We start from the raw sequence: 12,205 nt of genomic DNA, 5'->3' as shown, positions 1-12,205 counted from the left end.
GGGCTACTGATAGCCATGAAAAAAGATGCAATGTGAATCACTTAGTGTTAGGCTTTAGCCGTTACACTAAGTTTGAAGCTTGCAAGCATTGAGACGTGATTTTCGGCTCACTGTGTTCTCATGGCTTTCCATCAGTAGCTCATCGACCAGAGGAAATTTCTTTATCAACGTTATTTGACGAAGAACTCAAAAAAGCATGGCAGAGTTTGGCTCTGACCATGCTTTGAATGAATAAACGTTCCTATCGTTTCTCATAAAGGCTTTCAAAAGAATCGCAAAGAAACGTTTAAAACGCCTAATTAAAATAGATAGCAACGAAAATATTAGTCGTAAAGAGGGCGTTGTGTTGTTAGTTCGTGGACAGCCTCTTTGATCTCAGCTAGCTTAGCTTCATCATCTTTTGATTCAAGTGTCGCCACGATCAATTCTGCCACCTTTTTGGCATCTGCTTCATCGAATTTTCTTGTTGTGATAGCTGGAGTACCAATACGGATTCCACTGGTCTTCATTGGACTGAGTGTTTCGAATGGAATCGTATTTTTATTGACTGTGATTCCTACTTGATCTAACAATTTTTCAGCTTCTTTTCCATTTAAATCAAATGGACGAACGTCTAACAGCAACAAATGGTTGTCTGTTCCGCCACTAACAAGGTGTCCTTTTGACTGCTTCAATACTTCAGCCATTGCTTGGGCATTCTTGATGATTTGTTCTCCATACGTCTTAAATTCTGGTTGCATGGCTTCTTTTAAAGCCACAGCTTTTCCAGCGATGACATGTTCCAATGGTCCGCCTTGAATGCCTGGGAAAATCGCACTATTGATTTTTTTACCGAAGGCTTCTTTGGCCAAAATCAAACCGCCTCTTGGACCGCGAAGTGTTTTGTGAGTAGTGGTAGTCACAACGTCTGCATACTCAACTGGGTTTTGATGCAACCCTACTGCCACCAATCCAGCAATATGCGCCATATCAACCATAAAGTAACTGCCAATTTCATCAGCGATCGCTTTGAATTTTTTAAAGTCGATGGCGCGCGGATAAGCACTTGCACCAGCAATGATCAACTTGGGTTGGTGTTCGAGTGCCAGTTGCCGAACTTGTTCATAATCAATGGTTTCGGTAGCTTTATCAACGCCATACGCCACAAAATGATACTGCTTGCCGCTAAAGTTGACGGGTGATCCATGTGTTAAGTGTCCGCCATGTGTAAGATCCATTCCCAAAACAGTATCGCCAGGCTCCAGTAAACTATTATAAACCGCCATATTAGCGTTTGAGCCGGAATGGGGTTGAACATTAGCATATTCTGCTCCAAATAGCGCTTTGGCTCTGTCGATCGCCAAGTTTTCGATCACATCTATATATTCACAGCCGCCATAATAGCGTTTGCCCGGATAACCTTCTGCATATTTGTTCGTTAAGATACTCCCTTGGGCAGCCAACACAGCTTTTGAAACAAAATTTTCAGAAGCAATCAATTCAATATTTTGTTCTTGACGTTGTTTTTCGTGTTCGATCGCTTCAAATACATCTGGATCCATTTGTTTGATTTCCATCTCTCTCATCTCCCATTGTTCACTTTTCCAAAAAGCAGCGGCCCGTTTCTCCAAAAGCTTGGATCATACGTATCTCATGTACTCGATACAGCAGGTAAGAAGCCAAAGCTCCTTATTGTATCCGCTTCTCTTTTCTCTTCTCTTTTCTCTTCTCTTCTATCCTACACTACTGTCGGTTTCTTGTCACTCACCAAAAAAGTGAGCACCTGCTGCTTTCTTTAATCGATTCATATAAGCTATCCCCAACCCTTTTTCAGGAAAAGCTTCAGCTAAGATCAGCGTGGCGTTTGTTGTTTCAAAATAGCGCAAACCGGCAAATAGACGATGAGCTGCCATTTCGATATTTCCTTCTTTGCCTAATGAAAAAGGAATCAGATCATCAGACTGCAAACGAGCGATTCTGTCTTCATTTGCCAATAATCCGATTTTTTCCCCTTTATGCTGATAAAAAGCAATGGCTTCTTCCCACACTTTGTCATCTCCGTCTACGATCACGACAGGTTCTTCAGGAGAATAGTGCTTGTATTTCATTCCAGGAGCTTTAGGCACTTCATCAGCACTGACCAAATGAGCATCGACATAAACAGTTCCAATCACTTGTTCCAATGCTTCCTTGGATACGCCGCCGGGACGCAAGATCGCTGGGCGACTTGGGTCAGTAATATCTAAGACGGTCGACTCTAATCCAACACCTGTTTCTCCATCATCTAAGATTCCTGCAATATTCCCTTTTAAATCGTGATAAACATGTTCAGCTGTTGTTGGGCTCGGCTTTCCGGAAGTATTAGCACTGGGACCGACTAAAGGAGTTCCTGCTTCTTTGATCAGCTGCAACGTCGCCTCGTTGTTCGGCATGCGCATTGCCACGCTGTTCAATCCAGCTGTTACTGTCGGCGCAAATACATCTTCTTTTACTTGAAAGATCAACGTCAACGGTCCTGGCCAAAAAGCAGACATTAGTTTCTCTGCTACAGCTGGCACCGTTTTAGCATATTTTGCGACTTCTGCTTTAGAAGATACATGTACGATCAATGGATTATCGCTTGGTCGTCCCTTTGCTTGGTAGACTTTGCTGACCGCTGTTTCGTTCAGCGCATCAGCTCCTAATCCGTATACCGTTTCAGTCGGAAAAGAGACGCATTCTCCTTCTCGTATTTTTTCCGCTGCTTCCTTTATTTCGTTTGTATGAAATATTTTTGTTTCCAACATGACTTCCTTCTTTCCTTTTATCCCTTTCACGCAAAGTGCCATCGTTCAAAGCTTAGAACTTTATTAACTTAATTGAACGAATATTAACCGGTCTTGTCCGCTCATATCTTTTTCAACCGACACTTCTGCGGTGGGAAAAGCTGCTTCAAATAAAGATTTTACTGCCTTTCCCTGACGAAAACCGATCTCTAAATAAATTTGTCCGCCTGCTTTCAAGCGTTCAGGCAATTCTTTTGCTAAACGTTGATAAATCTCTAACCCATTAGACGCTGCAAAAAGGGCCATTTTCGGCTCATAAGCCAGCACCGATTCATCCATGAACTTTTTTTCATTCTCAGCAATATATGGAGGGTTAGACAATATGATGTCAAACTGTTCATCTTGTACTGGTTCGGTCAAGTCGCCTAATTTGAAGCGAACTGCTGCACCGAGTTCTTCTGCATTTTCTTCTGCTACTTTCAAAGCATGAGCAGAAAGGTCTGTCGCGGTCACAGAAAAAGAGGGCCGTTCTTTCTTGATGGTAATGGCGATCGCACCTGTTCCTGTGCCAATATCGAGCACCTGCAATGTTTTTCCATCAGGATTTCGCTTTAAACATTTATCCACGATCTCTTCCGTTTCAGGTCGAGGGATCAAGGTGTCTTTGGTCACTTTAAAAGAGTAGTCATAAAACCATTCATAGCCTAACAAATGCTGGATCGGAATACCTGATCCATGCTCAGAAACGTCTTCGATCAATTGCTTTTTAACGGCTAAAGGCATCGCCTGATCCAAATGCAATAACAAATCCGTCCGATTCCACTGTTGTCTTTCCATCAGCAGCCGTTCAGCAGCTGCTGCCTCTTTCCCGCTGGCTTTTAAAAAAGAAGAAGCCCATTTCAGGACTTCTCTTACAGTTGCATTAGTACTCATTATTCTTTAACTTCTCCAGTTTTGAAGTTTGGTCCGCTAAGATCAAGGCATCAATGATCTCATCCAATTCGCCGCCTAAAATCTTATCCAGCTTTTGAATCGTCAAACCAATACGATGATCCGTAACACGGTTTTGCGGGAAGTTGTACGTTCGGATCCGTTCTGAACGGTCCCCTGTTCCAATGGCAGATTTCCGTTCTGCATCGTATTCACTTTGAGCTTCTTGTTGAATCTGATCATATACTCTTGCACGCAAGACTTTCATCGCTTTCTCACGGTTTTTGATTTGTGAACGTTCATCTTGCATAGCCACAACAATCCCTGTTGGAAGGTGAGTCAACCGTACTGCAGAAGCTGTTTTGTTGACGTGCTGTCCACCTGCACCGCTGGCATGATAAATATCTGTGCGGATATCTTTGTCTGCAAGGTCTAATTCTACTTCTTCTGCTTCTGGCATAACCACGACGGTCGCAGTCGATGTGTGCACGCGTCCTTGTGATTCGGTTGAAGGAACACGTTGTACACGATGTGCACCACTTTCATACTTCAGTTTGGAATAAACGTTGTTGCCCGTGATCATAAAGGTAATTTCTTTATAGCCGCCAATACCAGTAATGTTCGCATTCATTACTTCCGTTTTCCAGCCTTGTGCTTCTGCATAACGTTGGTACATACTGAACAAGTCGCCAGCAAAGAGCTGAGCTTCGTCTCCGCCAGCAGCGCCGCGGATTTCCATAATGATATTTTTATCATCATTTTCATCTTTAGGCAGCATCAAAATTTTGATCTTTTCTTCTAATTCATCTTTTTGACCCTTCAGATCTGCCAATTCTTCTTTAGCCATTTCAGCCATTTCTGGTTCTAAGTTTTCGTTCAGCATTTCTTCTGTTTCAGAAATGCCTTCCACGACTGCTTTATAATTTTTATAAGTCGCTACGGTTTCACGTAAATTTGCTTCTTCTTTTGACAATTGCATGAAACGTTTCGTATCACTGATGACATCTGGGTCACTGAGCAGTTCATTTAATTCTTCGTAACGTCCCAACACACTTTCTAATTGATCAAACATTTTCTTTTTCCTCTCTTCTACTTTCTTCTACCGTTACCATTTGCGGCGGGTGGTGATAATGTTTGCGACAAACGGGAAGGTAACTTTCATTGCCGCCGATCTGGATCTGCTCGCCTGCATAGACGGGTTTCCCGTCCACGATGCGTAAGTTCATCGTCGCTTTCTTATGGCAGTACCAACAAATGGTTTTCATTTCTTCTATTTTATCAGCGTATAACAACAGATATTTTGACCCTTCAAAGAGCTCATTTTGAAAATCATTTTTTAAGCCGAATGCCATCACAGGGATACCTAATTCATCCACAACTTTTGTCAACTGCAGAATATGCGCTTTTTTTAGAAACTGTGACTCATCGATCAAAACGCAAGCTGGATTGTAATCTAATGTATCGACGACCTCTAAAATATCCGTTTCATCATAAATCGACACAGCTGATCTGCGTAAACCAATTCGGCTGGATACGACTCCAGTTTCATCGCGATTATCGATCCCACTTGTCATGATGAGGACAGGTTTATTCTGTTCTTCATAGTTGTGGGCTACCTTTAAAATTTCAATTGTTTTCCCACTATTCATTGCACCATACTTAAAAAATAACTGAGCCATCTCTTTTAATCCTCATTTCATCTGTAGAAATCCAATAAAATTATACTGTAAAAAATCGGAACATACAAGAGAGATATGGTATAGGATCGCGTCCATTAAGTGTTAGAAAAAGGTTTTCGCACTTATGCTGGCCATGTTTGCTATTTTTTATTTTTTTGCTTTTTTATCCAGAACGATGATAGACGCAAGGCAAATCCTTCACTTTTGCTATTGAGCTTGATGGATATCCTAAATCTTAATGAATGAGGATAAAATGAATAGGCGAGACGTTGCGTTGGATGTTTTTCTTATTTCGCACAAAAAAAGGAGCCTGCTTTTCACAGTCTCCTTTTCCTCTACAAGCTTATTTTATTTGGTTAATTTTTTCCCTGGAGTAGAAGCGATGATTTCTAAGTTGCCGTTGATCGACCAAGATTTCAAGTCATTTGGCAAAATAAAGTGCATTCCTTTTTCGATCCATGCTTCGTGTTCAGCATCAATAATCAAATTTCCTTCTCCTGAAAGGACACTGACCAATGTATAAGGTGCATCAGCTGTGAAGGTTGCTACCCCGCTGACATCCCATTTGTACACATTAAAGAAGTCCGTTTCGACAAAAGTCGTGATATCAACGTTATTTTCTTTATCTGTGTGGATATCCAATTCAGGATCAACATGCGGTGTGTTGGTTACTTCAATCGATTGTTTAAGGTGAAGCTCACGTGGTTTGCCATCGTCACCTTTACGATCATAATCATACACACGGTAAGTCGTATCGCTAGATTGTTGCGTTTCTAAAATCATGATACCGCCGCCGATCGCATGGATCGTGCCACTTGGAACAAAGAAAAAGTCGCCTTTTTTCACTTTTATTTTTCTTAGCAAATGTTCCCAATCGCCGCTATCGATCATCTGTTTCAATTCTTCTTTCGATTGAGCATGATGACCATAAACGATTTCTGCGCCTTCATCTGCATCGATAACATACCAACATTCAGTTTTGCCTAATTCGCCTTCATGTTCCAAGCCGTATTCATCATCGGGATGGACTTGCACGGAAAGATCTTGACTAGCATCGAGGATTTTTGTCAATAAAGGAAAAACATCGCCTTCACTGTTTCCAAAAACTTCCCGATGTTTGTCCCAGACCTCATTTAGCGTCATGCCAGCAAAAGGACCATTTTCAACAGTACTTGGACCATTTGGATGAGCGCTGATCGCCCAGCATTCTCCTACGTGTTCACTCGGCAGTTCATACCCAAATTCTTCCAGTTTTGTTCCGCCCCATATTTTTTCTTGCATAACAGGTTTTAAAAATAAAGGATATTTCAACATATTTGTTCCCTCCGTGCTTTAAATTTTCACATGCTCATTTTAGCATAAATCATTACGATTGTTGAGCAGAAACTATGCACTATCTACTTAAATGAAAAGGCTATTGCTTTTTTCTTTCAAATTACCGGTGTTCCAATCAACGTTTTTATGGACAAGTCAAGCATGTACACAACTTTACATTTGAAAGATGAAGCCCGGATATTCATTTGAAATCTGAGCATTTTATTTCTATTTGGTCAAAATGCATCATACAGTTCGGGATGTCCATTCGGCACTCGTTCTACAAAGTCTTGTAAAACAGCTTTGTCAGCTAAGATGCGTTCATGAAAGGCCATCTTTTTAATATCCTGACTATGAAGCAAAAAGCAAGTCCAGTCCTGAATCGTTCCTTCGATCCAATGATGTGCCGGAACTTTTTCTTCCTCTTGCACTTTGGTTACTTTCCTGCCGGTCGTGCGCAGCTCCACTTTCCAAAGGCCGTTGTTCCATTCAGCAAAGTCGTCTTTCACCTTGAGATAAAAAGTCGCTTGCGCTCGTTCTAAAAATGGATAAGTTTGAATGAACGCCGGAAAGTCAACGATTCTTGCCATCATATGGGGCTGTGTTTTCTGCTGGATACGAGGATTTTCAAATAAGTCAGCTAGTTTTTCCCCATCGTTAGCCACATAAGAAAAAGCAGCGAAAGAAGAGCGATGCGAAGTGATGAATTGCCACAATCCTTTAAATGCATCATGGGTCAAATAGACCATTTCATCTAACACAAAGGTTGATTTTTGCGACTTACTGAAATGATAAAGCAAATAACCTTGTGCCTGATTATCTTCATCAAGATAAAGAGCGACCTGTTGATGTTTATGCTGCTCCAGTTTTAATTCCCAATTCCATTCTCTTCTTACGACTGGACCAACAGCTTGTTGATACCTTTTTTGGTACAAGTCAGCTAATTGAGAAAGGACTTGTGTACCCTTGACTCGTTTCACAGTTCCTTTTACCTCTTTGAAATGAGGCAAGTCTTTATTTGCGATGGTATACGTTGTTTGATTAAAAACATGTTCATACCCATATTTGCGATAAAAAGCGTAAGAAAAAGGGCTCAAGAAAGAGAGCAGTTGTCCTTTTTCTTTCATTCCTTTCAGCGCTCGACCGATTAGTTCTGTAATGTTTCCTGAACCTCGAACTTCAGGATAGCTAGAAACATAACTTACACCGCCCATCGGTATCTCTGTTTCATGTAAAAAAATACTCATTTGCAAAACGAGCAACTGACTCGTTAAATGATCTTGATCAATTGCACCATACACAGCTGAATGAAGGGCAAAAGAATGCAGCATTTTTTGGAATTCTTCATCGGGTTCAAGATCAAAAGCATAAGCGGCAAGTTCAAGCATTTCCTTAAAACGATCAGGTTGGATCTGTTGATAGTCCATATTTTCCCCTTCCTTTCTACGTTCAGCATCTTTATTGCTTAGACGGCTTCTTTTTGAGCAAATTGACTGTTGTACAAGTCAGCATAAAAACCATTTTTAGCCATCAATTCATCATGTGTTCCTGTTTCAATGATATCTCCTTGATTCATTACAATAATGTTGTCCGCATCACGAATGGTGGATAAACGGTGTGCAACGACAAAACTGGTTCGGTCTTTCAATAACTTGCTCATCGCTTTTTGGATCAAAATTTCCGTCCGTGTATCAACACTAGAAGTAGCTTCATCCAGTATCAAAATTTCCGGATCTGCTAAAAAGGCCCGTGCAATCGTGATCAATTGTTGTTGTCCTTGAGAAATATTACTGCCTTCTTCATTCAGCACCGTATCATATCCATTGGAGAGACGACCGATAAAGTCATCGACATGAGCTGCTTTAGCAGCTTTCATGATCTTATCATCGCTAGCTTCTTTGCCTTTGCCACCGTATGCAATATTATCTTTGATCGTACCATTGAACAGCCACGTATCTTGCAACACCATTCCAAAATGCGAACGCAATGTTTCTCGAGGAATATTGCGAATATCAGTGCCTTCATATTTGATCGAGCCGCCATTCACATCATAGAATCGTTCTAGCAAGTTGATCAATGTCGATTTACCGGCCCCGGTTGGTCCAACGATCGCGATCATTTGACCATCTTTCACATCAAGGTTAAAATCATTGATCAAATAAGGCTCGTCTGGTCCGCCATATCCAAACTGAACATGTTCAAATTGAACTTTATATGGTGTGTTCGCTTCTTGCTGCGGTATTTCTTTTTCAGAAGAAGTCGTTGTCATTTCAGGTTCATCCAACAACTCAAAAACACGCTCTGCAGAAGCTACGGTTGCTTGGATAATATTGGTCAAGTTAGCGATTTGACGCATGGGTTGACTAAACTGATTGACGTATTGCAAGAAAGCTTGCACATTCCCTAATGTTACTGTCCCATTGGCCACTTGGATCCCGCCGAGTACGGCTACAGCTAGATAAGCAATATTTTTTGCAAAGGTGATCAGCGGCATCATGATCCCTGATAGAAACTGAGCTTTCCAAGAAGCATCATAATAAGCTTCATTTTGTTCTTCAAAGTCTTTTATTTCTCTTTCTTCACGATTATAGATTTTAACGATATCATGCCCAGCATAGGTCTCTTCCACTTGGTTATTCAAAATACCTAAATCTCTCTGCTGTTTAGCAAACATCCGTTGGGAACGCGGAGCGATAAAAGAAATAAAAACCAAACTAATTGGGACTAAAATCATTGTAACGAGCGTCAGTAAGGGACTGATCAACAGCATCATCAGCAAAACAGTTACGAATTGAACGATACTCTGTACAAAGTTGGTCAGTGTTTGCTGGAAAGTCGTTGCGATTTGGTCCATATCATTTACGACACGAGACATGATGTCTCCATTTGAATGAGTGTCATAGTAATTGATCGGTAATCTTTCCATTTTTGCTTTCAAGTCTTTCCGCAAATCATATACGGTACGCTGCGCAATACGCGTCATCATAAACTGTTGGAAATACTGGAAGATACCGGATAAAACATATAAAACAAACACAAAAGCCAGTATCTTCACGATCAAATCAAAACGAATCGGCATCACTTTGACTACTTCTCCAGCTTGCTTCATTGCTTGTCCTTCTTGGAAGCCACGGTAGATTTCAGTTGTGGCTCTTCCTAGGATACTAGGAGTTACAGAACGGAAAATGGTCGCAATGATGGCTAAAACGAGCACGAGGACGATCACCCAAACTCGTCTGGACATATAATGAAGCAAGCGTTTGACGGTTCCCCAAAAATCTTTTGCTTTTTGGGTATCTCGGCTTTTTTGTTTGACAACATTTTTTCTTTCCTTCATTAAATATCCTCCTCTCTCATTTGCGACTTCATGATTTCTTGATAAGTCTCATTTGAAGCTTTCAATTCTTCGTGCGTTCCTTTACCCACGATCGTTCCTTTGTCCAAAACTAAAATCGTGTCTGCATCGATGACTGTACTGATGCGCTGCGCAATGATCATTACAACTGCATCTTTTGTCTCTTTCTTTAATGCTTGCCGCAATTCAGCATCTGTTTTGAAGTCTAAAGCAGAAAATGAATCATCAAAAATCAAAATCTTGGCTTTGGAAACAAGTGCTCGAGCAATACTCAATCGCTGCTTTTGTCCGCCAGAAAAGTTGCCGCCGCCTTGTTCTACATGAGCATCCAACTGTTTGGGCATCGCTTTTATAAAATCGCTTGCTTGAGCAATATCTAGTGCATGCCAAATTTCTTCATCTGTTGCTTCTGGTTTCCCATACTGCATATTTTCACGAATCGTACCAGTGAATAGCAAAGCTTTTTGCGGGGCATAGCCGAGTAAGGTGCGCAATTTATGTTGGGTGATGTCTCGAATATCTGTTCCGTTGATTTTAATACTGCCGGTCTCAACGTCGTAAAAGCGCGGGATCAAATTGGCAATCGTGGATTTCCCAACACCTGTACCGCCAATAATAGCCAGTGTCTGTCCTTCTTTTGCATAAAAGTCAATGTCTTTAAGGGCCAGTTTTTCAGCACCCGTGTAACGGAAGTCAACATGTTCAAAGGCAAGTGAAGCTGGTTTATCCTTATCGAGCGACTGACTTCGCGCTGGATCTTTCACACTGCTTGTTTTATCTAATACTTCATTGATACGAGCGGCAGAAACTTGCGCTCTTGGATAATACATAATGACCATACTCAACATCATGACACTCATTAAAATTTGTCCTGCGTACGTCAGAAACGTTACTAAGTTCCCGGCTCCCATTTCATCAAAGCTGATCAAGCGGGCACCGATCCATACGATAAAAATGTTGGTCAAACTAAACGCTAACGTTAAAGACGGCATAAGAAAAGCCATGATGGTTTGTCCTTTGATCGCCGTTTCAGCAAAATCTTTGTTGGCTTCGTCAAACCGTTCAATTTCATGTTGTCCTTTACGAAAAGCACGAATCACCCTGACACCCGTCAACCCTTCTCTGAAAACCAAGTTGAGTCGGTCTGTCTTTCTTTGTAATGATTTAAAAATCGGTACAGCAAAGTACATAATAATGCCGATCAATAAAGCCAGTAACGGTACAGTTCCTAAAAATACGCTAGCCATTCTTGGTTCACGCTGATAAGCTAAGTAACCAGCTCCAATGATCATGATGGGCGACATGATCACCATGCGCAACATCATCATGAAAATCAATTGCACCTGTACCACATCGTTTGTTGTACGAGTCATAAGTGAAGCTGTTCCAATATCATCCATTTCATCTCTTGAAAAATAAGATACTTTTCGATAAATCTCATTTCGAATCTCTTTCCCTGTTCCTTGCGATTCTTTAGCAGCAACATAAACATTGGCTACTGCCCCACCGATCGAGATCAAAGAGACAATAATCATATACATACCCATTTTCAAAATATAAGGGATATCTCCATTAGCAACTCCATTATCAATGATGTCTGCCGTTAAAGTCGGCAAGTATAATTCGCCGACTGTTCGAATGATCATGAACAAGACAGCTAACCCGATCATCCCTTTGTTCATTCTTTTAGCAAGTTTCAGCATCCTGCGACCTCCTTTTTTACATTTTCTTCTATCATAATGAAGTGACATCAGCATCCCACATGCTTTCTCCCTCATTCCAAACATACTTTCTGATTCGGATCGCACTCTTGACCAGTACGCTTTTATCTGTTCTCAGAATAAAAAAAGATGCCTCCCTATCATCATAGTATAATGATAAGAAGACATACAAACGATAGACTCTACTTTTGGCAGATGATTTTTGCTCTGCTTCTTTTAGGTCAGTTTATATTGTCATGACTCTTGCATTTTCATCGCTTAGAGACAGGATATACTTTGCTGGATGGAACGGCAACAGTGCTTCCGATAACGATTTTGCTTTTTCATTCTGTGTTATTTCAGGCTTTCTCCGTATCCTATTTTTAGTTGAGCTGCGCGAGGTAGTGGCTCGGGTAAAATTCAAAAGTCGCTCGCATGCGCGGGATGCTCTGCGCCGCGCTTTTTCATTTTCCTGTCGCCCCT

Annotated in this window: 9 protein-coding genes; all 9 read right to left on the bottom strand. The window is 41.1% G+C overall.

The genetic code is table 11. The features are described 5' to 3' along the window. Window positions 1-323: 323 nt before the first annotated feature. The gene (gene glyA / locus BM057_RS06345) at window positions 324-1,556 is read right to left on the bottom strand and encodes a serine hydroxymethyltransferase (RefSeq protein ID WP_092092277.1); all 1,233 of its coding nucleotides are present in this window, start codon (window positions 1,554-1,556) and stop codon (window positions 324-326) included. Window positions 1,557-1,739: 183 nt separating this feature from the next. After that, on the bottom strand, window positions 1,740-2,762 hold the full coding sequence (locus tag BM057_RS06340; RefSeq protein ID WP_047391871.1) for an L-threonylcarbamoyladenylate synthase: 1,023 nt from the start codon (window positions 2,760-2,762) through the stop codon (window positions 1,740-1,742). A 66-nt stretch (window positions 2,763-2,828) separates the two neighbouring features. Further along, complete coding sequence (gene prmC / locus BM057_RS06335) at window positions 2,829-3,677, bottom strand: peptide chain release factor N(5)-glutamine methyltransferase (protein ID WP_092092273.1); 849 nt, start codon at window positions 3,675-3,677, stop codon at window positions 2,829-2,831. After that, window positions 3,667-4,746, bottom strand: coding sequence for a peptide chain release factor 1 (prfA, locus tag BM057_RS06330; protein WP_047391849.1), 1,080 nt, complete (start codon window positions 4,744-4,746; stop codon window positions 3,667-3,669). The genes prmC and prfA overlap by 11 nt, the downstream gene beginning before the upstream one ends. After that, window positions 4,739-5,353 carry a thymidine kinase gene (locus tag BM057_RS06325; protein ID WP_052181855.1) on the bottom strand — a complete coding sequence of 205 codons (615 nt, stop codon included), beginning with the start codon at window positions 5,351-5,353 and terminating at the stop codon, window positions 4,739-4,741. The genes prfA and BM057_RS06325 overlap by 8 nt, the downstream gene beginning before the upstream one ends. Before the next feature lie 348 nt (window positions 5,354-5,701). Next, a complete protein-coding gene (gene manA / locus BM057_RS06320) occupies window positions 5,702-6,664 on the bottom strand; it encodes a mannose-6-phosphate isomerase, class I (RefSeq protein WP_092092281.1) in 963 nt (320 codons plus the stop codon). 239 nt (window positions 6,665-6,903) lie between these two features. After that, window positions 6,904-8,094: a GNAT family N-acetyltransferase gene (locus BM057_RS06315; RefSeq protein ID WP_092092271.1), complete on the bottom strand. Its 1,191-nt coding sequence runs from the start codon at window positions 8,092-8,094 to the stop codon at window positions 6,904-6,906. 38 nt (window positions 8,095-8,132) lie between these two features. Then, complete coding sequence (locus BM057_RS06310; protein WP_092092269.1) at window positions 8,133-10,004, bottom strand: ABC transporter ATP-binding protein; 1,872 nt, start codon at window positions 10,002-10,004, stop codon at window positions 8,133-8,135. Further along, entirely contained in the window at window positions 10,004-11,725 is a 1,722-nt protein-coding gene (locus BM057_RS06305) for an ABC transporter ATP-binding protein (RefSeq protein ID WP_092092267.1), read from the bottom strand. Before BM057_RS06305 ends, BM057_RS06310 begins: the two co-directional genes overlap by 1 nt. Window positions 11,726-12,205 lie beyond the last annotated feature (480 nt).

It is taken from the genome of Pisciglobus halotolerans, assembly GCF_900113675.1.
In the GTDB taxonomy this organism is placed as follows: domain Bacteria; phylum Bacillota; class Bacilli; order Lactobacillales; family Carnobacteriaceae; genus Pisciglobus; species Pisciglobus halotolerans.
The sequence above is the reverse complement of the archived record's forward strand: the minus strand, read 5'-3'. Positions and strand labels throughout refer to the sequence as shown.

Excerpts from the sequence above, each read along its gene's own strand:
- glyA (WP_092092277.1), bottom strand. The coding sequence starts at position 1,556 with ATGGAAATCAAACAAATGGATCCAGATGTATTTGAAGCGATCGAACAC.
- prmC (WP_092092273.1), bottom strand. The coding sequence starts at position 3,677 with ATGAGTACTAATGCAACTGTAAGAGAAGTCCTGAAATGGGCTTCTTCT.
- prfA (WP_047391849.1), bottom strand. The coding sequence starts at position 4,746 with ATGTTTGATCAATTAGAAAGTGTGTTGGGACGTTACGAAGAATTAAAT.
- BM057_RS06325 (WP_052181855.1), bottom strand. The coding sequence starts at position 5,353 with ATGGCTCAGTTATTTTTTAAGTATGGTGCAATGAATAGTGGGAAAACA.
- BM057_RS06315 (WP_092092271.1), bottom strand. The coding sequence starts at position 8,094 with ATGGACTATCAACAGATCCAACCTGATCGTTTTAAGGAAATGCTTGAA.
- BM057_RS06310 (WP_092092269.1), bottom strand. The coding sequence starts at position 10,004 with ATGAAGGAAAGAAAAAATGTTGTCAAACAAAAAAGCCGAGATACCCAA.
- BM057_RS06305 (WP_092092267.1), bottom strand. The coding sequence starts at position 11,725 with ATGCTGAAACTTGCTAAAAGAATGAACAAAGGGATGATCGGGTTAGCT.